Genomic DNA, 26191 nt, shown 5'->3' on the forward strand with positions numbered 1-26191 from the left:
TTTCGAACTCCAAGATTCGGCCCCACAACAGGGATCACCTATGTCGGCGGTACGCATCGGCCCATACACACTGCGCAACAACCTGATCCTCGCGCCCATGGCCGGGGTCACGGACCAGCCTTTCCGAACACTTTGCCAGCGCATGGGCGCAGGTATGGTGGTGTCAGAAATGGTGTCCAGCGACATGTCCTTGTGGAACAGCCGCAAGTCGAGCCTGCGCCGCATCCATGAAGGCGATCCCGAGCCCCGTTCGGTGCAGATCGCCGGGGGGGATGCGCAGATGATGGCCGCAGCTGCCCAGGCCAACGTGGCGGCGGGTGCGCAGATCATCGATATCAACATGGGCTGCCCGGCGAAAAAAGTCTGCAACAAAGCTGCAGGCTCTGCTTTATTGAGAGATGAGGCACTGGTCAGCGACATTCTGCACGCGGTAGTCGCCGCGGTGGATGTTCCGGTGACCCTGAAGATCCGCACCGGTTGGGACCGGGCGAACAAGAACGGCCTGAACGTGGCAAGAATTGCCGAACAGGCTGGCATCCAGGCGCTTGCGGTGCATGGCCGCACACGCGCCGACCTGTACACCGGTGAAGCCGAATACGACACCATCGCTGCCATCAAGCAGGCGGTATCGATCCCGGTCTTCGCCAACGGCGATATCACTTCGCCAGAAAAGGCCCGGGCAGTGCTGGACGCCACGGGGGTTGACGGCTTGCTGATTGGCCGGGCTGCCCAGGGGCGGCCCTGGATCTTCCGTGAGGTCGAGCATTACCTGCGCACTGGGCAACACCTGCCAGCGCCGCAACTGGACGAAGTGGAACGCATCCTGCTGGAGCACCTGGCTGCGCTGCATGCCTTCTATGGCGATGTGATGGGCGTGCGTATCGCCCGCAAGCACGTAGGCTGGTACCTGGCAACACGACCCGGCGGCAAGGAGTTTCGCTCCCGGTTCAACGCTTTGGAAGACACACAAGCGCAGTGCGCCAACGTTCGCGCGTATTTCAGCGAACGTCGACAGAGCCTTGAGACAGAGGACGGACAAGGGGTGGCCGCATGACGATGATGACCGAGACTTTTGTGAGTGGAACAACGCCCGTGAGCGACAACGCCAACCTGAAACAGCACCTGAACACGCCGAGCGAAGAGGGCCAGACCCTTCGCGACAGCGTCGAGAAGGCGCTGCACAACTACTTCGCCCACCTGGAAGGCGCGACCGTCACAGACGTGTACAACCTGGTGCTCTCCGAAGTCGAGGCGCCCCTGCTCGAAAGTGTCATGAGCTACGTCAAGGGCAACCAGACCAAAGCCAGCGAGATGCTCGGGCTCAACCGAGGCACCCTGCGCAAGAAGCTCAAGCAGTACGACTTGCTGTAAGCCAGAATCCCAATCAGAAAAGGCGGCTCTTCACAGAGACGCCTTTTTTGCTGACTCCACCGCGTTATTTGGAACCCGAAATGACCGACCAGACTACCCGCCTGCCAGTCCGCCGCGCCCTGATCAGCGTCTCCGACAAGACCGGTATCCTCGAATTCGCCCGTGAGCTGCAACAGCTCGGTGTCGAGATCCTGTCCACCGGCGGCACCTACAAGCTGCTCAAGGACAACGGTGTCAACGCGGTGGAAGTGGCTGACTACACCGGCTTCGCCGAAATGATGGATGGCCGGGTGAAAACCCTGCACCCGAAAATTCACGGTGGCATCCTGGGCCGTCGCGGCACCGATGACGCCATCATGAACGAGCACGGGATCAAGCCGATCGACCTGGTCGCCGTCAACCTCTACCCGTTCGAAGCCACCATCGCCAAGCCTGGCTGTGACCTGCCGACCGCCATCGAGAACATCGACATCGGCGGCCCGACCATGGTCCGTTCGGCAGCCAAGAACCACAAGGACGTTGCCATCGTGGTCAATGCCGGCGACTACGCCAGCGTTCTCGACAGCCTAAAGGCGGGTGGCCTGACCTACGCCCAGCGCTTCGACCTGATGCTCAAGGCCTTCGAGCACACTGCCGCCTACGACGGCATGATCGCCAACTACATGGGCACCATCGACCAGGCCAAGGACACCCTGAGCACCGAAGCGCGCAGCGAATTCCCGCGCACCTTCAACAGCCAGTTCGTCAAGGCCCAGGAAATGCGCTACGGCGAGAACCCGCACCAGAGCGCGGCGTTCTACGTAGAAGCCAACAAAGGCGAAGCCAGCATCTCCACCGCCGTGCAGCTGCAGGGCAAGGAACTGTCGTTCAACAACGTGGCCGACACCGACGCTGCGCTGGAATGCGTGAAGAGCTTCGTCAAACCGGCCTGCGTCATCGTCAAGCACGCCAACCCGTGCGGCGTGGCCGTGGTGCCTGAAGACGAAGGCGGCATCCGCCAGGCGTACGAGCTGGCCTACGCCACCGACACCGAGTCGGCGTTCGGCGGCATCATCGCCTTCAACCGCGAGCTGGATGGCGAAACCGCCAAGGCCATCGTCGAGCGCCAGTTCGTCGAAGTGATCATCGCACCGAAAATCTCCCAGGCTGCCCGCGACGTGGTGGCGGCCAAGCAGAACGTTCGCCTGCTGGAATGCGGCGAGTGGCCAGCCGAGCGTGCTGCCGGCTGGGACTTCAAGCGTGTCAACGGCGGCCTGCTGGTACAAAGCCGCGATATCGGCATGATCGGCGCCGATGACCTGAAGATCGTCACCAAGCGCGCACCGACCGAACAGGAAATCCACGACCTGGTGTTTGCCTGGAAAGTGGCCAAGTTCGTCAAGTCCAACGCCATTGTGTACGCCAAGCAGCGCCAGACCATCGGCGTGGGTGCCGGCCAGATGAGCCGCGTCAACTCCGCTCGCATTGCTGCCATCAAGGCCGAGCATGCTGGCCTGCAAGTGCAAGGCGCGGTCATGGCATCGGACGCGTTCTTCCCGTTCCGTGATGGCATCGACAATGCCGCTAAAGTGGGTATCAGCGCCGTGATCCAGCCAGGTGGCTCGATGCGTGATGCCGAGGTGATTGCTGCCGCTGATGAAGCCGGCATTGCCATGGTGTTCACCGGTATGCGCCACTTCCGCCACTGATTGCAGCGGCAAGCTGAAAGCTGAAAGCTGAAAGCTGCAAGCAAGAGCAGGCCCAGTTGCTCCTGCTTGCAGCCACAGCACCTTGAATCCCCGAGTTGTAAGCATTTTGGATAAGCGCACACCGCTTTTGCTTGACGCTTGCAGCTCGCAGCTTCTCCGAAGGAGCCTGTAATGAAAGTTTTGATCATTGGCAGCGGCGGCCGTGAGCACGCCCTGGCCTGGAAAGTCGCCCAGGACCCACGCGTCGAGAAGGTCTTCGTTGCCCCGGGTAACGCTGGCACCGCCATTGAAGCCAAGTGCGAAAACGTTGCCATCGACGTGTGCGCCCTTGAGCAACTGGCCGACTTCGCAGAAAAGAATGTCGACCTGACCATCGTCGGCCCCGAAGCCCCTCTGGTGATCGGCGTGGTGGACCTGTTCCGCAGCCGCGGTCTGGACTGCTTTGGCCCAACCAAGGGCGCGGCCCAGCTGGAAGGCTCCAAGGCATTCACCAAGGACTTCCTGGCGCGCCACAAGATCCCGACCGCCGACTACCAGAACTTCACCGAGATCGAGCCGGCCCTGGCCTATCTCCAGAAAAAAGGCGCACCGATCGTGATCAAGGCCGACGGCCTGGCAGCGGGCAAAGGCGTGATCGTCGCCATGACCCTGCAGGAAGCCGAAGAGGCCGTGCGTGACATGCTCGCAGGCAATGCCTTCGGCGAAGCCGGTTCGCGCGTGGTGATCGAAGAGTTCCTCGACGGTGAGGAAGCCAGCTTCATCGTGATGGTCGACGGCCACAACGTGCTGCCCATGGCCACCAGCCAGGACCACAAACGTGTCGGCGACCAGGACACCGGCCCGAACACCGGCGGCATGGGTGCCTACTCCCCTGCCCCTGTGGTGACCGCCGACGTGCACCAGCGCGTGATGGACCAGGTCATCTGGCCGACCGTGCGCGGCATGGCCGAAGAAGGCAACGTGTATACCGGTTTCCTGTATGCCGGCCTGATGATCGACAAAGCGGGCAACCCCAAGGTCATCGAGTTCAACTGCCGCTTCGGCGACCCAGAAACCCAACCCGTCATGCTGCGCCTGGAATCGAGCCTGGTGTTGCTGATCGAAGCCGCCTTCGCCAAGGCGCTGGACAAGGTCGAGGCCCAGTGGGACCCGCGCCCGAGCCTGGGCGTGGTGCTGGCTGCCGGGGGTTACCCGGGCGACTACGCCAAAGGCGCGGCCATCAGCGGCCTGGACGCAGCGGCCAAGCTGCAAGGCAAGGTGTTCCATGCAGGCACCACGCTCGAGGATGGCCAGGTGGTCACTGCCGGTGGCCGCGTGCTGTGCGCCACCGCCATGGGTGACACGGTGCAGGCCGCCCAGCAGCAGGCCTACCGCCTGGCTGAGCAGGTGAAGTGGGACGGCAGCTTCTACCGTACCGACATCGGTTATCGGGCCATTGCCCGTGAGCGTGGCGAGCAGCACTAAACCGCATCGCTGCGCCGTTGCGCCCGGGCAGTGCCAGGCCCGGGCGTACGGCAGCCGCCCCGTCGGCAGGGCCCAGCCGGGCCTTGCCATCGGCTTGGCGCGCCGCGCATAGTTATCACCCCGCACATCGGCTAAGAAGGGATTTCGTAGTGCGCCGGCTCCGGATTGCCTCAGCGTTGTTCATCAGTTTGCTGTCCCTGCTGTGCGTGCTACCGGCCATGGCGGAGCATGATGGCGGGTGGGCGCTGCTGCTCGACGAACATGCCAACCTGCAACTGAGCGACGTGCGCTCCGAACGCTATCGCAACCAGTTCAGCCCCCTTGAGCTCGACGAACTGGATGCGGCCCCCGCCGACCAGGCGCTGTGGTTGCACTACCGCCTGGAACCCGGCACTCAGGAACAGCTGCTGCGGGTATTCGCCCCGGACCTTTCCGGCCTCGACCTGTACGCCCTGCAGGGCGACAAGCTGTTGCGCCAGCTGCATCACGGCCGCCACGCGGGTACGGCACAACCCACCCTGCGGGGCAGCGATCACGTACTGCCCCTGCCCAACAGCACGCAACCCCTGGACATCTACCTGCGGCTGGTGTCGGAACACCAGCTGCGCCCTGCCATCAGCCTGGAACCCGCCGCCGAGGCGGCTGCCAGCCAGCACCAGCCGCTGCTGTTCGGCATGCTGTTTGGTGGGCTGGTGATGCTGATCCTGCACAACCTCATCCGCTTCATCTACAGCCGCTCGAGCACCACGCTGGTGCTGGCGCTTTACCACAGCCTGATGCTGCTCAGCGGTTTGATCCTGCTCAACCTCAGCGGCCCCTGGTGGCACGTGTGGCACAGTGCACAAACCCCTGCGGCCTACCTCACGCTGGTGCTGGCGGGCCTGGCGGGGTTGTATTTCACTCAGCGGTTCTTCTACCCCTTCCACTCGGCGCGCCTGAACAAGCTGCTGAATGGCGAAATGCTGGTTGTGGCGCTCAGCGGCTTGATCCTGCTGTTCGTCGATACCTTGCCGCTGAACCTGATGACATATGCCCTGATGGCTTTGGGCAGCGTCACCATGCTGCTGGTCAGCAGCTACTACTGGTACAAGGGCTATGCGCCTGCCCGGCTGTTCAGCGTCGCCATGATCGTGTTCAACGTCGGTGGCCTGGTACTGCTGCCTGCGCTGCTGGGGCTGACGCGCACCTCGACACCCTGGCTGCTGTGCATTCTGCTGGGGCTGGCCGTGGCCAGCGGGCTGCTGCTCAACCTGGCCGTCAGCGACCGCCTGCGGCGCATGAACGAAGAGCGCTTCAGTGCCAGCCGTGCCTTGGCCGCCAGCGATGCCGAAATCAATGCCAAGGCCGAATTCCTGGCCAAGATCAGCCACGAGATCCGCACCCCCATGAACGGCGTGCTGGGCATGACCGAACTGCTGCTGGGCACGCCGCTGTCGGTGAAGCAGCGCGACTACGTGCAGACCATTCACAGCGCCGGTAACGAACTGCTCACCCTGATCAACGAGATCCTCGACATCTCCAAGCTCGAATCCAGGCAGATCGAGCTGGATGATGTGCAGTTCGACCTCAACGCGCTGATCGAAGACTGCCTGAATATCTTCCGGGCCAAGGCCGAGCAGCAGAATATCGAGCTGATCAGCTTCACCCAGCCGCAGGTCCCGCGGGTGATCAGTGGCGACCCGACGCGCCTGCGCCAGGCATTGTCGAGCCTGCTGGAAAACGCACTCAAAAACACCGACCAGGGCGAGATTCTGCTGGTAGTGGCCCTGGACCAGCGCGGCGAAGTACCGCGCCTGCGCATCGCCGTGCAGGACAGCGGCGAGCCTCTGCCCGCTGCCGAGCGCGAAGCCCTGCTGCAGGCCAAGTTGCACAGCCATCATTTTCTGTCCAGCAACAAGCTGGGCGGCCACCTTGGGCTGATGATCGCCAAGCAGTTGATTGGGCTGATGCAGGGTGAATTCGGCATCAAGAGCAGCACCGGCACCGGCAACACCCTGTGGCTGACCCTGCCGCTGGACCCTTCCGCCCTGGAGCAGCCCCCGGCAGACCTTGACGGCCCGCTGCGCGATGCCCGGGTGCTGGTGGTGGACGACAACGACACCTGCCGCAAGGTGCTGGTGCAGCAATGCAGCGCCTGGGGCATGAACGTAAGCGCAGTGCCTTCCGGCAAGGAGGCCCTGGCACTGCTGCGCACCAAGGCCCACTTGCGCGACTACTTCGACGCGGTGTTGCTGGACCAGAACATGCCGGGCATGACCGGCATGCAGCTGGCGGCCAAGATCAAGGAAGACCCCAGCCTGAACCACGACATTCTGGTGGTCATGCTAACCGGCATCAGCAACGCGCCCAGCAAGATCATCGCGCGCAATGCCGGGGTCAAGCGGATCCTCGCCAAGCCAGTGGCCGGCTACACGCTCAAGACGACACTGGCCGAAGAGCTAGCCCAGCGCGGCCGCGACCAGCTGTCGTCCGTCACCGCGCTGGGCAAGCCCCAGGCGCTGGAGCTTCCCGGTGATTTCCGGGTACTGGTGGCCGAAGACAACAGCATTTCCACCAAGGTGATTCGCGGCATGCTTGGCAAGTTGAACCTGGAGCCAGACACCGCCGCCAACGGCGAAGAGGCCCTGCAGGCGATGAAGGCCAAGCGCTACGACCTGGTGCTGATGGACTGCGAAATGCCGGTGCTGGATGGTTTTTCCGCCACTCAGCTGTTGCGTGAGTGGGAAGCCGACCACCAGCGCCCACGCACCCCGGTGGTGGCACTGACTGCGCACATTCTCGCCGAGCACAAGGAACGCGCGAAACTGGCGGGCATGGACGGGCACATGGCCAAGCCGGTGGAGCTCTCACAGCTGCGCGAAGTGGTGCAGTACTGGGCCAGACACCGGGATGCCGAAACCGACCCTGCACCGCCGCGCTGACCTGCGAGGCCATGCCCGGCCCCGCAGGTGGCCCGGGTATCAAAAGGCGTAGTCAAGCACACGCTGCAGGCTCAGCTGCACAACGCGGTCCTGCACTTTCGGTAGAAAACTGTGCTCGAACGCCAGCAGGTTGAAACGCACCAGTTCCGCCCGCACGTGCTTGTGGCTGCGCTTGCGGTTGATGAACCCTGCGCTGAATGCCGAGCGCACATCTGTTTCGTGGTAAACCACCATATCAACGCGGTTGGCGCCGGCCGGCGCACACGGCAGCAGCTGGAAATGCTGACGCTCCAGTGCGTAGTGCTCCAGCTTCTGCAACACCGAGGGGTTGGCCACCAACTTGTGCAAGGCCATGCCCGTGGCCGTGGCGAAATGCTCACCCGCGGTTGCAGCAATGGTTTCCAGCACCTGGTCCACCTGCCTGGTGCGCTGTTGATCGGGCCAGTGCACCTGCTCGGGCGACAGCGCATCCCAGCCCATGAACTTCAGTTGGTTGCGGTAATAGGCGAACCAGTCCTGCACCAGGCCCTCCCGGTGAGCAGCTTCGGTTGCGCGCTCGGCCAGCGCCAATGCCAGTTTCACCTTGTACTTGTGCGCGGCGGGCACGCCATCCAGAAAAGACACGACACCCGCGCCAATCACGGCAGCTGCAGCTTCACTCATGGCTGGCTCCTGTCTGCGGTGCGTGAGGGTCGAATCGGTACTCACCCTGGCCATCCTTGGTTAGCATCAAGGCGTGCAGCGCCTCGCGCTGGTGCTGGAAACGCTTGTTGTCCAGGGCCAGGGAAATGCCATTGAACGCGGCCTCGCCCTTGAGTACCTGGTCGCTCAGCAACTGCGCCAGCGACAGGCCCGAGAGCGGCGTTTCGGTGTGCAGGGTAATGCTGCACAGGTCCAGCACCGGGCCTGGTTTGAGCAGCCCGAGCTCAATGACCACTTGCGAACCACCGGCCTGGTCCTGCACGCTGAATTTCTTCAGATGCGCCACCCCGTCCGCTGACTGGCCTAAACCCGCAGCGAAGGCTGCCAATACGGCTTGCTGTTGAATCGAGCGCACCTTGAGCCAGGCGTCCAGGGGCTGCAGCCGCGTGCTACGGGTCGGCTGCCCCAACTGCCTCTGATCGTAAGTGCTGGCCAGCTTGATCCAGCCCAGCCGGCGCAGGGCCGACCGGTAGGCGTCGTACCAGGCGTCATGGTCGGCAAACCGCGAGCCTGCCTCCTTGTTCGCAACCAGCTGCGCGTACAGTATCGAGTCGAGGGCGGCCTGGCGCTCAACCCCGGCCCCGGCCGGTGCATACAACAGCGCCGTGCCGCCGATCAGCATGAGCTGCTCGTCTGCTTTATCCATGGTGTTGTCTCTTCGGTAAACCCAGGAAAGGCGGCGCCGTCACAGCGCCGCCCGGCGATCAGATGTCGTACTGCAGCACGTTCTCGACGCTGCGCACGCCGAGCTTGTTTTCCACGGTTTCGCGCACTTTGTCGTAGACGAAGTTGTTCAGCGTGAGCACTGCGGTGCCTGCGTAGTAATGGGTCTTGTCCAGCTTCCACTGAATGCCCAGCACGTCATCGTCCAGCTTGGGTGCCGAGGCCTGGACGCAACTGACCACCATCACCACATCGTTGTTGGCGGTTTCGATACAGGCGGCCATGCCGACCATGCCGCGGGCCTTGTTCTGGCGTTTATGGTCGACCACCTTGGCGTCATCCTGCACGGTGGTGAGCTTGTCGAACGCCAGCTTGGCCAGGCCGCCGAGCTTGGTGCCGCCGAGGATGGCATTGCCCGCCACGCCGATGGCGCGGATGGCGACTGCACCCACGGTCACCGACAGCTCTGCCGAGGTTTCCAGCTCGAAACTGCGCTTGGGGATGGTAAAGCCCAGGTCGCGCATCACATCGACGAATTTGTCGTACCACTCGCGCGACTGTTTTTCCGCATCGAAGGCCTTATCAGCTACCAGGGTGGCGAAGTGAAAGGCGTTCTTCACATCGTGGCGGCTTTGCGTGGACATGCCTGCGCCGCAGGCCAGCAGGTTGCCTTCGACCAGGATGGCGGAATCGTTGGTTGTGATTTGTGTTGCATCGGACATCTGCAAACTCCTTGGTGATTACCCCTGAGAGCAGGGGTAATCACCTTATCCAGCACGCCGACAAGGCGGCGCGCTGAAGGGTTTCCAGAGCAGCTAGCCAGCGCCGGGGTACCAGCGCGGGGTATAGGCCCAGACCCCGCCCGAAGCCCTCGGGAATACGCAGGTGGTCGACGAGCCAACCAGTACCATGGTGCGCATATCGACCATTTCGGGCACCAGTTCGTCCAGGGTGACTACCCGCAGTGTCTGCCCCGGCCTACCGATATCACGGCCAAGGACTACAGGCGTGCGCCCTTCGCGATGGCGACGCACCACTTCCAATGCTGTGCCCAGCTGGTGAGGGCGGGCTTTGGAAATGGGGTTGTAGAACGCCAGCACCAGGTCCGCCTGGGCAGCCAGGTCGAGGCGTTTCTCGATGATCGACCACGGCTTGAGGTTGTCCGACAGCGACATCACACAGAAGTCGTGCCCCAGCGGCGCGCCAGCCTGTGCGGCAGTGGCAAGGCATGCCGAAACGCCGGGCAGCATCTGCAAGTCAACCCGGTGCCACGCAGGGTCGTCGGAGGCGTGCAGCGCTTCGAGCACAGCAGCCGCCATGGCGAATACGCCGGGGTCGCCTGACGATACCACCACCACCGAGCGGCCTTCGGCGGCCAGCCGGAAGGCATGGCGGGCACGCTGCATTTCTTCACGGTTATCGGTGCAGTGCACCACCTGGTCGTCGCGAAACGGGCCGGCCATGCGCACGTAGGTCTCATACCCCAGCACATCCTCGGCCTGTGCCAGCTCGGCCTTGACTGCCGGCACCATCAGCTCGGCTGCCCCGGGGCCCAGGCCGATCACCGCCAGCCGGCCGCGTCGGCGGCCCACCCCGGCGACATCGACCGGCGCTGGGGCCACACCGATCACCACGCCCGGCTGTTCGATCAGCCGGGCACCGGGTACGGCAGCTGCAACCATGTTCGCCAGCCCTGTTGGGCTTGGCGCGAACCGCAGGGCCACGCCAAGCGCCTGCGCGGTTTGATGCAAATCGGCATCGGCCATGGCCTGCTCGTCGGCCAGCACACAGGCCAGCGAAAGCGGCGCGATGCCCGCCTGCTGCAACGCTTCAGGCAGGTTGGCCAAGCGGCCACCGGCAACGCCTGCCACCACCGAGCGCGGGTGGATAAGCAGTTCATCACGGCTGGCCGGGCGTGCCTCGCAGCCCACATGAATGGTACGGGTGGCCGCGTCGCTGGCCGGTAACTGCGCCTGCATCAGCCATGGCGCCTCGCCTGCTATGCGCACGGGCTCGCCGGCCAGCAGGTCGGAAACAAAGCGCTTGCCCTGCTCCAGGTCAGCCAGTGCATAGCCCGCGGGCGGGTTCAGCAGGCAGGTACCGAAGCGCAGCTCGCCGCTGGTGGTGATGGCCGGTGTGGTACCCAGCTGTTCGGCGATTTCCCGGGCCATCCGGTTTACCCCGGCCAGGCCCCCGAGCAACGGCACCACGGCGCTGCCGTCTTCGGCGACGGCCAGCACCGGCGGCTCGTCGTCCTTGTCGCCAAGCGCGCCGGCAAGGCTGCGAATCACGATACCCGCAGCGCACAGGGCAATGAGGGGCGTGCCGTCTTCATACAGGCCACGCAAGGTATCGCCGAACGCGGTGTAGTACGCATCGGCGCCCTGCACGCGACCGGCCAGGCCGTGGATACGCGCCTGGGGGTAGCGCTGCTGGATGCGCTGCGCCGTGGCCAGGCTGCCCGGCCCCAGAATGACAATGGCCGGCGCCCTGTGCATGTTCACCCCTGCCATTTTTCACCCGGCACGATAATCAGCGAGAAGTACGGCGACGACTGCGGGTCGACCGCGTCCAGCGGCACGATCTTCTGGTTGGCCATGGTCGCCCGCTCCACATACAGCGCACGGCGGTCCAGGCCAAGCTCGGCAAGTACCTGACGCACCTTGGGGAAGTTGCGGCCAAGCTTCATGATCACCGCCGCGTCGGCGTCGGCCAGGCGGCGCTTGAGCTCTTCTGCCGGCAACACGCCAGAGAGCACAGACAAACTCTGGTTGCGATACACCAGCGGCGCGCCCAGCACCGACGCGCCACCGAGCATGGAGCACACGCCCGGGACCACCTCGGCTTCATAGCGCTGGGCCAGGCGATCATGCAGGTACATGTAGGAGCCGTAGAAGAACGGGTCGCCCTCGCAGATGACCGCCACGTCGCGCCCGGCATCCAGGTGCTCGGCAACCTGCACGCTGGCCTCGTCGTAGAAGTCGCTGATCACCTGCTCGTAGGACAGGGGGGCAGGCAGCACCTCGGTCGTCACCGGGTAAACCAGTGGCAGCAGCGTCTGCTCGGCCTGCAGGTGCGCTTCGATGATGCCGAAGGCGTTGCCGCGCTTGCCCTTGGCCACGAAATAACCCACCACTGGGGACTCACGCAGCAAACGCAGGGCCTTGAGGGTGATCAGCTCGGGGTCGCCAGGGCCTACACCCAGGCCGATCAGCCTTCCACGCGGGGCCATCATTCCACCTCCGTGGCCAGGGCGTTGACGGCAGCAGCGGCCATCGCACTGCCCCCCAGGCGGCCCCGCATGATCACGAAGGGAACACCGCGGCTGTCGGCGGCCAGCATCGCCTTGGATTCCGCGGCGCCCACGAAGCCTACCGGGAAGCCCAGGATCAGCGCCGGGCGCGGGGCGCCGGCGTCGAGCATTTCCAGCAAATAGAACAGCGCAGTGGGGGCATTGCCAATCACCACCACGCTGCCTTCCAGGTGCGGCCGCCACAGTTCCAGGGCGACGGCCGAACGGGTATTGCCGGCTTCCTTGGCCAGCGCTGGAACGCTGGGGTCGCGCAGGGTGCAGATGACCGGGTTGTTGGCTGGCAGGCGCGCCCGGGTAATGCCTTCAGCCACCATGTGCGCATCGCAGAGGATCGGTGCACCGCCCAGTAGCGCCTGGCGCCCCGCCTGGCCTGCGCCTTCGGAAAATTGCAGGCCGTCGATGGCGTCGACCATGCCGCAGGCATGGATCACCCGTACAGCGAGCTTTTCGAGGTCTGCGGGGATCCGCTCCAGCCGTGCTTCCTCACGGATGATCCGGAAGGAATTGCGATAGATCTCCTGACCATCGCGGATGTAGTCAATCATCAAGGTGCTCCGTCGGCAGGGCGAGCATGGCGCCTGCTTCATTCAAGGTAATGTCGGTGGCGCGCAAGGCGCCAAACCCCGGTTGGCGGGGGTTGCGCAGGTACAGGTCGTAGCGGCCAGGGGCACGCGCCAGCAAGGTGACCGGGGCAACGTGGGCCACCGCGCAGGAACGCACGCAGCCACTGAGGTGCACGCTGCCCGGGGCGCCCGGGCCCAGCAAGGCAGCCAGGGCCACGGCATCTGCCTTGGTTTCGGCCTTGGCTTTGGCGCAGCCGCTGGCGCCGGTACAGGCACTGATGCGCGCCAGCGGTTGCTGGCCGTCGCACATCAGGCCGGCCGCTGCCAGGGTGGCCCGGGCCTGCTCGTGGGCGTTGGCGTCGAGGTTGGTCAGCACCAGGCTTTGCCAGGGGCTCATGCGCAGGCTGCCATCACCCTGCTGGCGCGCCACCTGGGCCGCTGCACGCAGCATGGCCGGCGTCAGGCGGCCCTGGGGCGGGGCTACACCCAATGCCAGCCCGTGCGCCTGGGGCAGCAGCCCCAGCCACGACACCTGGCAGGGCTGGCGGCGCCAGCCGAGCACGGCAGCATCGCGGCGGATGGGCAGGCCAAGCCCGTCGACGAACGCCGCAGGTGGGTACTCGCCCAGCAGGTGGCGCATGCGCGTCTGCGCCGGTGTCGCCAGGTCCAGAAAGCGCTCCAGCACCCCACGCACCAATGCCAGGCCATGCGCCACCGGCACCGCGCCAAGCACCTGGCCATCAGCCGGGCAGCTCGCCAGGCCGAACGCCAGCCAGGTTTGCCCCTCCACGTGCAGGGCAGACAGCCACAGGTCATGGGGGTGTTCCAGCATGGCCAGGCGCTCACCCGCGTCCAGTTGCACGGCAAATTTGGCCGATAACTGGTGATAACGCGGGGTACCTTCGAGCAGGTCGAGGATCTGCCCGGCCAGCGGCCTGGCATCAAGCAGCATGGCCGGGTCATGGCCGGCCAAGGGGCTGAGCATCAGGTTGCGCACATCGTCACCGGCTGCCTCGCGCGGGCCCAGGCCCGCGGCGAGCAGGGCCTGCACCAGGCCCTGGTGATCGCTGCCTACACCACGGATCTGCAGGTTGCCCCGGTTGGTGGCCTCGATCACCCCGCCCGCAAAGCGTTCAGCCGCAGCGGCCACGGCTTCGGCCTGGTCGGCCAGCAGCAGCCCGCCAGGCAGTTTGACGCGGCAGATGCCGCCATCCAGCGCACTGACGATGCGCCACAGCCCCGGGCAGGCCGAGGGGCGGGGCGAAGGGTGTGGGGTTCGAGCCTGCATCAAAGGGGTGTCCGGCAATCCGTGAAACTGCGCTTGAGTGTAGAAGGCGCGGTATTATGCCTGCTTTGTCTGCCGGCATGAAAAGCCGGTGGTCGAGCACCCTTGGCACTGGGTTGGAAAACCCCGCCCCCTTCGCGGGTAAAACCGCGCTCACAGGGGCGAGCAGCAGCCTCAACAATGGCGGAATGAAACACATGGCACCCTGGCTGACAGTAGTAGGCATCGGCGAAGACGGCTTCACTGGCCTTGGCAAGCAGGCCCGGCGCGCCCTGCTGGGCGCCGCGCGCATCTTCGGCAGCCCCCGCCAGCTGGCCCTGCTGCCCCGCTGTGTGGCAGGCGAGCGGCTGGGCTGGCCAAGCCCGTTCTCGCTGGCGCCGGTGCTGGCCCTGCGTGGCGAGCAGGTCTGCGTGCTGGCCAGTGGCGACCCGATGTTCTACGGCGTGGGGGCCAGCCTGGCACGCCAGGTGCAGCCGGGCGAAATGCACGTGCTGTCGATGCCCTCCTCCTGCGCCCTGGCCGCCGCCCGCCTGGGTTGGCCGCTGCAGGAGGTGCAGGTGGTATCGCTGGTGGCAAGGCCGCTGGCTGTGCTCAATGCCCATCTGCACAGCGGCAACCGGCTGTTGGTCTTGAGCAACGACGGCGACAGCCCGGCCGCCATCGCCGCACTGCTGTGCGAGCGGGGTTTCGGCCCCAGCCGGCTGCGGGTGTTCGAACACCTGGGCGGCGACGCCGAGCGCAGGCTGGAAGGCAGCGCCCAAAGCTGGCCTCACCCGGCGACGGCCGCGTTGAACCTGGTGGCTGTCGAGTGCATCGCCAGCCCCGCTACCCCGCAGCTACACCGCCTGGCCGGGCTGCCCGATGCCGCCTACCGCCACGACGGGCAACTGACCAAGCGCGACGTGCGGGCCATCACCCTCGCCCGCCTGGCACCGCAACCCGGCGAGCTGCTGTGGGACGTGGGCGCAGGTTGCGGCTCGATCGGCATCGAATGGATGCGCGCGCACCCGGCCTGCCGGGCCCTGGCCATCGAGGCTGACGAAGGCCGCCAGGGCCTGATCGAGCACAACCGCGATGCGTTGGGTGTGCCAGGCCTGCAACTGGTGCGCGGCAAGGCGCCAGCAGCGTTGCAAGGGCTGGAGCAACCTGATGCCATCTTCATTGGCGGCGGCGTCACCCGTGAAGGGGTGCTGGCCCAGTGCTGGGCAAGCCTGCGCCCTGGGGGGCGGCTGGTGGCCAATGCGGTGACGTTGCAAAGCGAGCTGGCCCTTGCGCATTTTCGCGAACAGCACGGTGGCGAGCTGACCCGCATCCATGTGGCCCACGCGCAGCCGCTGGGGGCATTCGACACGTGGCGCCAGGCGCTGCCCATCACCCTGCTCGAAGCGGTAAAACCCGTTGATGCGTGAAGAGACCCGCGAGCAGCCCGCGCCCCTGCGCAGCGGCCTCACCACCGGCAGCTGCGCCACCGCCACCAGCCTGGCGGCCGCGCGTCTGCTGCTGACCGGGGTGGCCAGCGATGCGGTCAGCATCACCCTGCCCAAGGGCAAGGTGGTGCAGATGCGCCTGGAGTTCTGCCGCCTGGCCGACGGCAGCGCGGAGGCCGGCACACTCAAAGACGCAGGCGACGACCCAGACGTGACCCACGGCGCCCTGCTCTACAGCCAGGTACGGTTGCTGACCGAGCCGGGCACACGCTTCGTCGCCGGTACCGGTGTAGGCACCGTCACCCGCCCGGGCCTGGTGTTGGCGGTGGGCGAGCCGGCCATCAACCCGGTGCCCCGGCGCATGATCACCGAGCACCTGCACGCTCTGGCTGCCGAATGCGGCTATGCGGGCGGTTTCGAGGTGACGGTGAACGTGCAGGGGGGCGAGCAGTTGGCCCTGAAAACCATGAACCCGCGCCTGGGCATTCTGGGTGGCCTGTCCATCCTGGGCACCAGCGGCATCGTGCGCCCCTTCTCGTGCGCAGCGTACATCGCCTCCATTCACCAAGGTATCGATGTGGCCCACACCAACGGCTATACCCATATTGCTGCGTGCACCGGCAACGCCAGCGAGGACACCATGCGCCGGGTGTACGGGCTGCCGGAAATCGCCCTGATCGAGATGGGCGACTTCGTTGGCGCGGTGCTCAAGCACCTGCGCAAGGTACCGGTGCCACGCCTGACCCTGTGCGGGGGGTTCGGCAAGATCAGCAAGCTGGCCGCCGGGCACATGGACTTGCACAGCCGCCATTCCAGCATCGACCTGCCGCAGTTGGCCGGCTGGGCAGCGGCAGTGGGCGCCGCCCCTGAGCTGCAGGCCGCCATCATCGCCGCCAACACCAGCCAGCAGGCGCTGGCAATGGCCCATGCGGCAGGCGTGCCACTGGGCGATGCGGTATGCGCCCACGCGCTGGCTTTTGCCCGCAGCGTGGTACCGGCCCAGGTCCAGGTAGAGGTGGTTGCCATTGATCGCCAGGGCGGCATCGTCGGCCGGGCAGGTGCGCAATGAGCCAGCGCATCCTGTTGCTCGGCGGCATCACCGAGGCCCTGGCCATCGCCCGGCTGCTGGGGCCGCAGCACGTCTACAGCCTGGCCGGCATCGGCCGTGTGCCCGACGACCTGCACTGCCAAGTGCGGGTGGGTGGGTTTGGCGGTGCGTCGGGGCTGGCCAGCTACCTACGTGAAGTCGGTATTACACTGCTGGTCGATGCCACCCACCCGTACGCGGCGCAGATCAGCGCCAATGCTGCCAGCGCGGCACGCATGGCCGGTGTCCCCTGCTGGGCCCTGCGCCGCCCGGCCTGGCAGGCGCAGGCGGGGGACGACTGGCGCGAAGTGGACGGCTGGGCGGCGTTGATCACCCAGCTGACGCCGTTCAGCCGCCCCCTGTTCACCCTGGGCCGTGAGCCCCTGCAACACCTGCACGAGATTCCACCGACGCAGTTCTGGACCTTGCGCGCCCTGCAGGCCTGCCCTGGCAACGCACGCTGCGAAGTGATAGGTGCGCGTGGGCCGTTTCAGCTGGAGGATGAGCGGGCGTTGTTCACCAGCCGGGGTATCGACGTGCTGGTCAGCAAGAACAGCGGCAGCCTGGCCACGGAGCCCAAGCTGGAGGTAGCGCGGGCGCTGGGTGTGCCGGTGTTGATCCTGAAGCGGCCAGTGCTGGCCGAGGTGGAGCGGGTGTTTTATAGCGGGGCGGAGCTGGCGGCGGCGTTGGGGGTGGAGTGACTGGGGGCCACTTGGCGCTTCTCTAGATGACGTGGGGATTGCTGGGGCTGCGGGGCAGCCCATCGCGAGCTGCGCTCGCTCCTACAAGGGTGGGCGATGTTTCTGACGGTTTGGACGTGGCCGGATTGGCAGTGCTGCCGTAAACTCGGGCACCCCCTCTGGAAGGCGCTACCCATATGGAAATGCAATGGTGGATCTGGCTGGTGTTCGGCATCGCGCTGATATTGCTCGAGCTGGTCCTGCCAACGTTCTTCATCCTCTGGTTCGGCATCGGCGCCGTGCTGGTATCGCTGATCGCACTGGCATTCCCCGACCTTCAACTGGACATGCAGGGGCTGCTGTGGGTCGTGCTGTCCTCTGCCACTACTGCACTGTGGTTCAAGGTGTTCCGGCGCAAGCAACCGGACGTGCGCTGGACAGCCGCCAGCGTTATCGGTGAGGTCGGGCTGCTCACAGCCGCCGTGTCCGAGTTCCACAAGGGCCGGGTGCGCTTCCAGAAGCCCATCCTGGGCAACGAGGAATGGGTCTGCATCGCCGACAGCGACATCCCCGCCGGCGAACGGGTACGCCTTACCGCCATCGAGGGCAACATCGCCCGGGTCATCCGGGCCTGAATCCGTAAAAAAAGGAATTTGTCACCATGACCAGTCTCATCGTCGTCGGCGCCATCGCCCTGTTCGTACTCATCACCGTGTTCAAGGGGGTGCGTATCGTGCCTCAGGGCGAAGAATGGGTGGTCGAGCGGCTGGGCCGCTACCACACCACCCTCAAGCCCGGCCTGAATGTGGTTATCCCGTACATGGACGTGGTTGCCTACCGCCTGCCCACCAAGGACATCATCCTCGATGTGCAAGAGCAGGAAATCATCACCCGCGACAACGCCGTGATCGTCGCCAACGCACTGTGCTTCGCCAAGGTCGTCGACCCGCAAAAGGCGTCCTATGGGGTGCAGAACTACGCGTTTGCCGTCACCAGCCTGACCATGACTTCGCTGCGGGCCATCGTCGGCGCCATGGACCTGGACGAAGCGCTGTCCAGCCGTGAGCAGATCAAGGCGCGCCTACGCGAAGCCATGTCGGAGCAAACCGAAGACTGGGGCGTGACCGTTCGTTCGGTAGAAATCCAGGACATCAAACCTTCCGAGAACATGCAGCTGGCCATGGAGCGCCAGGCGGCTGCCGAGCGTGAGCGCAAGGCCGACGTCACCCGCGCCGAAGGCGCCAAGCAGGCGGCGATTCTGGAAGCAGAAGCACGCCTGCAGGCCGCCAGGCTGGACGCCGAGGCGCAAATCAGCCTGGCCGACGCTTCTGCCCGGTCCATCTCGATGGTGAAGGACGCGGTGGGCAACGAGACCGTACCGGCCATGTACCTGCTGGGCGAGCGCTACATCGGTGCCATGGAAAATCTGGCCAGCAGCAACAATGCCAAGGTGGTGGTGCTGCCAGCAGACCTGCAGGAAACCGTGCGCGGGCTGATGGGCCGCAACAAGGTGTGAGGCGACAGGGGGCGCCAAGCCCCTGCGTCACGTCACCGCACCCCGGCATTTTTGCCTATACTCGCGCTTACAATAGCCACCACGATTCCTGACCGGATCTCTCCATGCCCCCACGTCGGCACATTGCCTGGATAGCCTGCCTTGCAGTGCTGTTCAACCTGCTGGCCATGCCGCTGTCTTCTGCTGCGCCCAAGGGCCCGGCAGAGCAGCTGCTGTGGGGGGCATTCTGTTCCAGCATGGCCAACAAGGCCAACGTCGATGTCCAGGCCCTGGCCAAGATCGACCTTGGCCCGCAAAGCGACGACAGTGCCAGCCTGATGAACTGCTGGTGCTGCTCGGGTGCAGCCCCCTTGCTTGCCCTGCCCACCCCGCCCTTGCAACTGCACAGCCCGCCAGTACGCTTGGCCGGAACGCTGTCACCCCCTGCCCAATACACACCCACGCCACGCCAGCTCTGGCCTGCGCTAAACCCACGTGCCTCTCCGCTGGCCTGATTGCTTCACGCGTTGCGCCTGAACATCATCATCTCGGAGATTCACCATGCTCAAGCACGCCCTTGTCGCGGCCGCCCTGCTGCTGCCCGCCGCCTTCGCCAATGCTCACGAATACAGCGTAGGCGACCTGCACATCGCCCACCCCTGGTCGCTGCAGCTTCCCCCCAATGCGCCCAATGTCGCCGCGTATTTCGTGGTGCACAACAATGGCAAGGCTGACGACCGCCTGCTAAGCGCCGACAGCCCCATCAGCGATGACACGCAACTGCACGAGCACGCCATGGGCGCCAGCGGTGCCATGAAGATGCAACAGGTGCCCAGCGTGGTGGTGCCTGCAGGGCAAGACCTGGTGTTCGCGCCCAGTGCCTACCACGTGATGCTGATGAACCCCAAGGACCGCAGCCTGCTTACCGACGGAAAACGCTTCCCGCTGACCCTGCACTTCGAAAAGGCCGGTGACGTCACCGTGGATGTGGCCGTGCAGCAGCAAGCCCCTGCGGGCCAGCCTGAAGCCCACAAGCACTGATACCTGCTGACAGGCACTGGCCATGAGCCTGCCGCGCAACAGCCCACGCCGTACCACCCGCCCTGATAGCAGGCGCGTCGGTGGCGGATGGCTGAGCCTGTTCGCCATGTGGATGATCTTCATCGGCCCGCTGATATCGCAGTCGATGCCGATGGACCACTCGGCGGGCATGCCCATGAGCATGAACATGCCCATGGACATGCCGATGCCGGCTGCCCACGATCATGGTGACGGCCACCACGGCCAGGGCAGTGACGGCCAGCTGCATGTGATGTGGGAGAAGTGCGGCTATTGCAGCCTGCTCTTCAATTGCCCTGCACTGCCACAAACCCTCAGCCCGCTCAGTGTTGCGGGCATTACGCCCACCTCCCCCCCCCCGACGACCACGCACCAGGGCCATGCCCGGCAGGCTGTATTCCCCGGTGCGCGCAGCCGCGCCCCGCCATTCCCGATCAGCGTCTGACCCCCTTCGCGTACGAGGCCACGAGGCTTCGCGCCCCCTTATGACTGATCGACTGGAATCATTATGTACGGCTGCACCCCTGTTTTTGCCCTGTCCCTGCGTGGCACCATCGCCGTGCTCTGCGGCTCGCTGCTGGCCCCCGTGGCCCTGGCCGCCGACCCCGCACATGCAGGCCACCCCATCGATGCCCCCGAGCTCAGCCCCACGGTGATCACCGCCGTGGCCCCCAGTTCGCCCCTGACCGTGGTCACCAACCCCAAGGACCCGCGCCAGCCCGTGCCCGCCAGTGACGGCGCCGACTACCTCAAGACCATCCCGGGCTTCTCGGCCATACGCGCCGGCGGCACCAATGGCGACCCGGTATTGCGCGGCATGTTCGGCTCACGCCTGAACATCCTCACCAATGGCGGCCTGATGCTGGGCGCCTGCCCCAGCCGCATGGACGCCCCTACGTCGTATATCTCGCCGGAAACCTATGACCGCCTGACCGTGATTAAAGGCCCACAAAGCGTGATCTGGGGCCCGGGCGGCTCGGCAGGCACCATTTTGTTCGAACGCGAGCCGGAAAAGTTCGGCACCCTGGGCAGCCGCGTCAATGCCAGCTTGCTGACCGGCTCCAATGGCCGTTTCGACAAGGTGGTGGACGCCGCTGCCGGCAACAGCCAGGCCTATGCCCGCTTTGTGGGCAACCAGTCGCGCTCCGGTGACTACAAGGACGGCAACGGCCACCACGTGCCGTCGCGCTGGGATAAATGGAACGGCGACGTCGCCCTGGGCTGGACGCCCGACGCCGACACCCTGCTGGAACTCACCGCTGGCAAAGGTGATGGCGAGGCCCGCTATGCCGGCCGTGGCATGGACGGCTCGCAGTTCAAGCGCGAAAGCCTGGGCCTGCGTTTCGAAAAGTCCAACCTGGGTGAGGTGCTCGACAAGGTCGAAGCCCAGGTCTACTACAACTACGCCGACCACGTGATGGATAACTACAGCCTGCGCACGCCGTCAGGCAAAGGCATGATGGGCATGCCCATGGTCAGCAACGTTGACCGCCGCACCCTTGGCGCGCGCATCAAGGCCACCTGGCGCTGGGCCGACGTGCAATTGATCAGCGGCATCGACGCGCAGACCAACGAACATCGCAAGCGTGGCGGCATGGGCGTGGATGCACACCGTGGCCAGCCCTGGACCAAGGATGCCGACTTCCACAACTATGGGGCCTTCGGCGAGCTGACCTGGTACGTCAGCGGTGAAGACCGCCTGATCACCGGTGCCCGACTGGACCGGGCCTCGGCTCGCGACTTCCGCAAGGGCAGTGCCACTGAAAACGACACCCGTGCCGACACCCTGCCCAGCGGTTTCGTCCGCTATGAGCACGACCTGGCATCGCTACCGGCAACTGCCTACATCGGTCTGGGCCATGCCCAGCGGTTCCCTGACTATTGGGAGCTGTTCTCGCCAAAGAGGGCACCGGCCGGCGCTGTCAATGCCTTCGACGGTATCAAGCCTGAGAAGACCACCCAACTCGACTTCGGTATCCAGTACCGTGGCGAGCGCCTGCAAGCCTGGGCCTCAGGCTACGTGGGGCAGGTGCGCGACTACATTCTGTTCGACTACCGCACTGGCATGATGGGCATGGCCACCTCCCAGGCGCAGAACATCGACGCCCGCATCATGGGCGGCGAACTGGGTGCTGCGTACCAGCTGACCGATACTTGGAAGGCCGACGCCACGCTGGCCTATGCCTGGGGCAAGAACAGCAGCGATGGCAAGGCGCTGCCGCAGATGCCACCGCTGGAAAGCCGCCTGGGCCTCACCTATACCCGCGACGCCTGGAGCGCCGGTGCCCTCTGGCGCCTGGTGGACGAGCAAAACCGCATCGCCCGCAACCAAGGCAACGTGGTGGGCAAGGACTATGGCACCAGCGCAGGTTTTGGCGTGTTCTCGCTGAACGGTGCCTACAAGGTGAGCAAGAACCTCAAGCTGAGCGCCGGGGTGGACAACCTGTTCAACAAAGCCTACGCCGAGCACCTGAACCTGGCCGGCAACGCCGGTTTCGGCTACCCGGCCAGCGACCCGCAGCCGGTCAATGAACCCGGCAGAACGCTCTGGACCAAGGTCGACTTCAGCTTCTGATAACAATAAAGGGCGCGGCAATGCTGCGCCCAACGGCTGTTCATACGGGAGGTTCCCATGAGAGGAACACGCGTTTCATTCTACAACCTGGCCTGGCGTTGGCATTTCTATGCGGGGCTGTTCGTGGCCCCGTTCATGATCCTGCTGGCGATCACCGGGATCATCTACCTGTTCAAGCCGCAACTGGACCCATTGCTGTACCGCGACCTGATGGTGGTCGAAGCCGGTCATCACCGCCAAGGTGCGGACGTGATGCTGGCTGAGGTTCGCAAGGCCCACCCCAAGGGGCATGTCGGCCAATACCTGCCGCCACCCACCCCCACACGCAGCGCACAATTTGTTGTGCATGAAGACGGGCGCGAGCTGAACGTCTTCGTCAACCCGTACAGCGGCAAGGTGCTGGGCGAGCAGGATGCCAAGTGCAACCTGCAGGCCATTGCCCGCGCCCTGCATGGCGAGCTGATGGTAGGCACCGTGGGTGACCGGCTGGTGGAGCTCGCAGCAGGCTGGGGCATCGTGCTGGTGGTGTCGGGCCTTTACTTGTGGTGGCCACGCGGGCGAAAGGGCGGTGGCGTGCTGTGGCCACGGTTGGCGGCCCGTGGGCGGTTGCTGTGGCGCGACCTGCATGCGGTCATCGGCTTCTGGGGCTCGGCCCTGTTATTGCTGATGCTGCTCAGTGGCATGACCTGGACCGGGCTGTGGGGCAAGCAGTACGCCGAACTGTGGAACCGTTTTCCGGCTGCCATGTGGAACGACGTACCCAAATCGGACCAGCAGGCGGGTGCGCTGAACAGCGCCCACCGCCAGACCGTGCCATGGGCCATGGAGAACACGCCGATGCCGCAGTCCGGTGCCCACGCCGAGCACGCAGGCCACCACGGTATGTCGGACATGCCCGCTGCACCCCAGGTCAGCGTGCAGCAGGTGGAGGATATCGCCACTTCGCGCCAGGTCGAGCCGGGCTACAGCATCACCCTGCCCACCACCGCCGAGGGCGTGTTCACCGTGGCCGTGTTCGCCGACGACCCACGCAACGACGCCACCTTGCATGTGGACCAGTACACCGGCAACGTGCTGGCCGACGTGCGCTGGCAGGACTACAGCCCTGTGGCACGGGCCACCGAGCTGGGCGTGATGCTGCATGAAGGCCGAATGTTTGGTGCTGTCAACCAGGTCATCATTCTGCTGATATGCCTGATGATTCTGCTGGGCTCGGTGAGCGGGTTGGTGATGTGGTGGCAACGCCGCCCTACTGGCGGCCTGGGCGTCCCCCCCTTGCGCCATGACCTGCCACGCTGGAAGGCGGCGGTGGCGGTGATGTTGGTGCTCGGCGTGTTGTTTCCGTTGGTGGGGATATCGATGATTGCCTTGTGGGTGGTCGATAGCCTGGTGATGAAGCGCAAGGTCATGGCCAGTGTGTGATTTGTCTGGTTGGCCGTAACAGGGTCTGCGCCTGTGAAACCGAGCGCCGCGCAGGCGGCGCTCGATCTCGCAAGCGCTGCCCTCGCTACGCCGAACACTTTTCAGCACAATTCTGCGCCTCCCTGCTACCCAAAAGTCGAGTCGATCTGTCGCGCCCCGAAATGGGACGAGCGTGTTAGCCTAGCCGGCTAGCTCAGACAAGAAGACAGACCTTTACAAGGGAATGCAGCCTATGACGCAAACCGTACCCAACCCACCTGAAGAACAGCACCTGCAGCGCAACCTCACCAACCGCCACATCCAGCTGATCGCCATCGGTGGCGCCATCGGCACCGGCCTGTTCATGGGCTCGGGCAAGACCATCAGCCTGGCCGGCCCGTCGATCATCTTCGTCTACATGATCATCGGCTTCATGCTGTTCTTCGTCATGCGTGCCATGGGCGAGTTGCTGCTGTCGAACCTGAACTACAAATCGTTCATCGACTTTTCCGCCGACCTGCTCGGCCCTTGGGCCGGCTACTTCACCGGCTGGACGTACTGGTTCTGCTGGGTGGTCACCGGCATCGCCGATGTGGTCGCCATCGCTGCCTACACGCAATTCTGGTTCCCGGAGCTTCCCCAGTGGATACCGGCACTGACCTGCGTGGCGGTGCTGCTGTCGCTGAACCTGGTCACGGTCAAGCTGTTCGGCGAGATGGAGTTCTGGTTCGCGCTGATCAAGATCATCGCCATCCTCGGCCTGGTCGCCACGGGCCTGTACATGGTGGTCACCGGTTTCACCTCGCCAAGCGGGCGTACTGCGCAACTGGCCAACCTGTGGAACGACGCCGGGATGTTCCCGCATGGGGTCATGGGCTTCTTCGCCGGCTTCCAGATCGCCGTGTTCGCCTTCGTCGGCATTGAGCTGGTGGGCACCACCGCCGCCGAAGCCAAGAACCCCGAGCGCACCCTGCCCCGGGCGATCAATTCCATCCCGATCCGCATCATCGTGTTCTACGTGCTTGCGCTGATCGCGATCATGGCCGTTACCCCATGGCGCGACGTGGTGCCAGGCAAGAGCCCGTTCGTTGAGCTATTCGTGCTGGCCGGCCTGCCGGCAGCAGCCAGCATCATCAATTTCGTGGTGCTGACCTCGGCAGCCTCGTCGGCGAACAGCGGCGTGTTCTCCACCAGCCGCATGCTGTTTGGCCTGGCCCAGGAAGGCGACGCCCCCAAAGCGTTCGAGAAGTTGTCGCGCCGCGCCGTGCCGGCCAACGGCCTGTACTTCTCGTGCCTCTGCCTGCTGCTGGGTGCGGTGCTGATCTACTTGGTGCCAAACGTGATCGAGGCGTTCACCCTGGTGACCACGGTGTCGGCGGTGCTGTTCATGTTCGTCTGGACGCTGATCCTGCTGTCGTACCTGAGCTACCGCAAGCACCGTGCGCCGCTGCACCAGGCCTCGAAGTACAAGATGCCGGGCGGGCGCTTCATGTGCTACGTGTGCCTGGCGTTCTTCGCTTTCATTCTGGTACTGCTCAGCCTGGAAGCCGACACCCGCTCGGCGCTGGTGGTCACGCCAATCTGGTTCGTGCTGCTGGCAGTGACTTACCAGGGCGTACGCCGCAGGCGCCATCCGCGCACGGCAGTCCGTAACGGCTAACAGCCCAAGGGGCCGCAAAGCGGCCCTCACCCAGCGAGCAGTCTTATTACCCATTAAACTGCGCACTTATTTCAGCTCGCTGTTGCTGTAGATCTTGATCTTGATCTTGATCTTGATCTTGATCTTGATCTTGATCCCCCGGTGTCAGGGTAGTTGTCGTGTCCCCCGCTTTTTGAAAAGCATTCCGGGGGCGGCAAGAGTATGGTCATGCCTTTCTATTCCGAAGAACGTAAAGCCGCACTGCTGAAAATGATGCTCCCACCACTGAGTCTATCGGCGAAGGAGGTGGCTCGGCGCGAAGGCTGCAGTGACATGGCTCTCCATCATTGGCGCAAGCAGGCTGCGGCCAGAGGAACGCAATTGTCCGATACCAAGCAACCCGCTGAGAGTTGGTCAGCCGAAGCCAAGATGGCGGTCATCATGGAAACTGCAGCGCTATCGGAGCTGGAAATCGGCGAATATTGCCGGCGCAAAGGCAATTTTCCAGAGCAGATAACCGACTGGCGTAATGCATTTATCGCCAGCAGCACGAAGCAGTCGACCGCTAAAAATGTGAGTGCGGGTCAGTCTCGAGACGACAGAAATCGTATCCGTGAGCTGGAGCGGGAACTGCGTCGCAAGGATGCGGCGTTGGCTGAAGCCGCGGCCTTGCTGGTGCTGCGAAAAAAGCTCAATGCCTACTGGGGCAGCGACGACGAGGGCAACTGACCTCGTTGCCAGAACGGCATTTAATCGTTGGTTGGCTTAATGAGGCTATTGCGGCGGGGGGGGGGCGGGGGCCCCCCCGGGGGGGGGGGGGGGGGGGGGGGGGGGGGGGGGGGGGCGGGGGGGGGGGGG

General features: G+C 64.8%; 23 protein-coding genes and 1 pseudogene. 17 read left to right on the top strand and 7 right to left on the bottom strand.

Features of this window, described 5'->3' with window-relative positions; all coding sequences use genetic code 11:
* The first annotated feature begins 40 nt into the window (after positions 1 to 40).
* The 5 genes from dusB (at position 41) to IAE36_RS02070 (ending at position 7444) form a co-directional block, all read left to right on the top strand.
* A complete protein-coding gene (gene dusB, locus IAE36_RS02050; RefSeq protein ID WP_028632769.1) occupies positions 41 to 1054 on the top strand; it encodes a tRNA dihydrouridine synthase DusB in 1014 nt (337 codons plus the stop codon).
* The gene (gene fis, locus IAE36_RS02055; protein WP_023534526.1) at positions 1051 to 1371 is read left to right on the top strand and encodes a DNA-binding transcriptional regulator Fis; all 321 of its coding nucleotides are present in this window, start codon (positions 1051 to 1053) and stop codon (positions 1369 to 1371) included. The genes dusB and fis overlap by 4 nt, the downstream gene beginning before the upstream one ends.
* Before the next feature lie 80 nt (positions 1372 to 1451).
* On the top strand, positions 1452 to 3059 hold the full coding sequence (purH, locus tag IAE36_RS02060; protein WP_028632770.1) for a bifunctional phosphoribosylaminoimidazolecarboxamide formyltransferase/IMP cyclohydrolase: 1608 nt from the start codon (positions 1452 to 1454) through the stop codon (positions 3057 to 3059).
* Between the two features lie 171 nt (positions 3060 to 3230).
* On the top strand, positions 3231 to 4523 hold the full coding sequence (gene purD, locus IAE36_RS02065; protein WP_201209981.1) for a phosphoribosylamine--glycine ligase: 1293 nt from the start codon (positions 3231 to 3233) through the stop codon (positions 4521 to 4523).
* Positions 4524 to 4672: 149 nt separating this feature from the next.
* Positions 4673 to 7444, top strand: a complete 2772-nt coding sequence (locus IAE36_RS02070) for a hybrid sensor histidine kinase/response regulator (protein ID WP_201209982.1) — start codon at positions 4673 to 4675, stop codon at positions 7442 to 7444.
* 39 nt (positions 7445 to 7483) lie between these two features.
* Here IAE36_RS02070 and IAE36_RS02075 read toward each other — a convergent pair whose 3' ends face one another.
* The 7 genes from IAE36_RS02075 to cobG all read right to left on the bottom strand — a co-directional run bounded on the left by IAE36_RS02075 (position 7484) and on the right by cobG (position 13991).
* A complete protein-coding gene (locus IAE36_RS02075; RefSeq protein WP_201209983.1) occupies positions 7484 to 8107 on the bottom strand; it encodes a hypothetical protein in 624 nt (207 codons plus the stop codon).
* Positions 8100 to 8792 (bottom strand): hypothetical protein, encoded by a 693-nt coding sequence (locus tag IAE36_RS02080; protein ID WP_201209984.1) that lies wholly within the window; start codon positions 8790 to 8792, stop codon positions 8100 to 8102. Before IAE36_RS02080 ends, IAE36_RS02075 begins: the two co-directional genes overlap by 8 nt.
* 58 nt (positions 8793 to 8850) lie before the next feature.
* On the bottom strand, positions 8851 to 9531 hold the full coding sequence (locus IAE36_RS02085; protein ID WP_201162006.1) for a hypothetical protein: 681 nt from the start codon (positions 9529 to 9531) through the stop codon (positions 8851 to 8853).
* A 93-nt stretch (positions 9532 to 9624) separates the two neighbouring features.
* Positions 9625 to 11307, bottom strand: coding sequence for a precorrin-3B C(17)-methyltransferase (cobJ, locus tag IAE36_RS02090; protein WP_201209985.1), 1683 nt, complete (start codon positions 11305 to 11307; stop codon positions 9625 to 9627).
* A 2-nt stretch (positions 11308 to 11309) separates the two neighbouring features.
* Entirely contained in the window at positions 11310 to 12041 is a 732-nt protein-coding gene (locus IAE36_RS02095; RefSeq protein WP_028632777.1) for a precorrin-2 C(20)-methyltransferase, read from the bottom strand.
* On the bottom strand, positions 12041 to 12667 hold the full coding sequence (locus IAE36_RS02100; RefSeq protein WP_201209987.1) for a precorrin-8X methylmutase: 627 nt from the start codon (positions 12665 to 12667) through the stop codon (positions 12041 to 12043). Before IAE36_RS02100 ends, IAE36_RS02095 begins: the two co-directional genes overlap by 1 nt.
* Positions 12660 to 13991 carry a precorrin-3B synthase gene (cobG, locus tag IAE36_RS02105; RefSeq protein ID WP_328822847.1) on the bottom strand — a complete coding sequence of 444 codons (1332 nt, stop codon included), beginning with the start codon at positions 13989 to 13991 and terminating at the stop codon, positions 12660 to 12662. Before cobG ends, IAE36_RS02100 begins: the two co-directional genes overlap by 8 nt.
* Positions 13992 to 14167: 176 nt before the next feature.
* On the opposite strand from cobG, the gene cbiE reads away from it, so the two are divergent.
* The 12 genes and pseudogenes from cbiE to IAE36_RS02165 all read left to right on the top strand — a co-directional run.
* On the top strand, positions 14168 to 15379 hold the full coding sequence (gene cbiE / locus IAE36_RS02110) for a precorrin-6y C5,15-methyltransferase (decarboxylating) subunit CbiE (protein ID WP_201209991.1): 1212 nt from the start codon (positions 14168 to 14170) through the stop codon (positions 15377 to 15379).
* Positions 15372 to 16466 carry a cobalt-precorrin-5B (C(1))-methyltransferase gene (locus IAE36_RS02115; RefSeq protein WP_201209993.1) on the top strand — a complete coding sequence of 365 codons (1095 nt, stop codon included), beginning with the start codon at positions 15372 to 15374 and terminating at the stop codon, positions 16464 to 16466. Before cbiE ends, IAE36_RS02115 begins: the two co-directional genes overlap by 8 nt.
* Positions 16463 to 17185: a cobalt-precorrin-6A reductase gene (locus tag IAE36_RS02120; protein WP_201209995.1), complete on the top strand. Its 723-nt coding sequence runs from the start codon at positions 16463 to 16465 to the stop codon at positions 17183 to 17185. Before IAE36_RS02115 ends, IAE36_RS02120 begins: the two co-directional genes overlap by 4 nt.
* Before the next feature lie 176 nt (positions 17186 to 17361).
* Entirely contained in the window at positions 17362 to 17799 is a 438-nt protein-coding gene (locus IAE36_RS02125; RefSeq protein ID WP_028632783.1) for an NfeD family protein, read from the top strand.
* Positions 17800 to 17825: 26 nt separating this feature from the next.
* Complete coding sequence (locus IAE36_RS02130) at positions 17826 to 18680, top strand: SPFH domain-containing protein (protein ID WP_201162019.1); 855 nt, start codon at positions 17826 to 17828, stop codon at positions 18678 to 18680.
* 104 nt (positions 18681 to 18784) lie between these two features.
* Complete coding sequence (locus tag IAE36_RS02135) at positions 18785 to 19174, top strand: DUF2946 domain-containing protein (protein WP_201209997.1); 390 nt, start codon at positions 18785 to 18787, stop codon at positions 19172 to 19174.
* Between the two features lie 46 nt (positions 19175 to 19220).
* Positions 19221 to 19700: a copper chaperone PCu(A)C gene (locus tag IAE36_RS02140; RefSeq protein ID WP_028632786.1), complete on the top strand. Its 480-nt coding sequence runs from the start codon at positions 19221 to 19223 to the stop codon at positions 19698 to 19700.
* Positions 19701 to 19722: 22 nt separating this feature from the next.
* Positions 19723 to 20163, top strand: coding sequence for a DUF2946 domain-containing protein (locus tag IAE36_RS02145; protein ID WP_201209999.1), 441 nt, complete (start codon positions 19723 to 19725; stop codon positions 20161 to 20163).
* Positions 20164 to 20226: 63 nt separating this feature from the next.
* Positions 20227 to 22293 (top strand): TonB-dependent copper receptor, encoded by a 2067-nt coding sequence (locus IAE36_RS02150; protein WP_201210007.1) that lies wholly within the window; start codon positions 20227 to 20229, stop codon positions 22291 to 22293.
* A gap of 57 nt (positions 22294 to 22350) precedes the next feature.
* Complete coding sequence (locus IAE36_RS02155) at positions 22351 to 23715, top strand: PepSY-associated TM helix domain-containing protein (RefSeq protein WP_201210008.1); 1365 nt, start codon at positions 22351 to 22353, stop codon at positions 23713 to 23715.
* Positions 23716 to 23947: 232 nt separating this feature from the next.
* Positions 23948 to 25354 carry a D-serine/D-alanine/glycine transporter gene (gene cycA, locus IAE36_RS02160; protein ID WP_201210010.1) on the top strand — a complete coding sequence of 469 codons (1407 nt, stop codon included), beginning with the start codon at positions 23948 to 23950 and terminating at the stop codon, positions 25352 to 25354.
* Positions 25355 to 25561: 207 nt separating this feature from the next.
* Positions 25562 to 26121: pseudogene (locus IAE36_RS02165) on the top strand (transposase); the annotation flags it as partial.
* Positions 26122 to 26191 lie beyond the last annotated feature (70 nt).

The organism is Pseudomonas sp. S36 (assembly GCF_016647875.1).
Lineage (GTDB): Bacteria > Pseudomonadota > Gammaproteobacteria > Pseudomonadales > Pseudomonadaceae > Aquipseudomonas > Aquipseudomonas parafulva.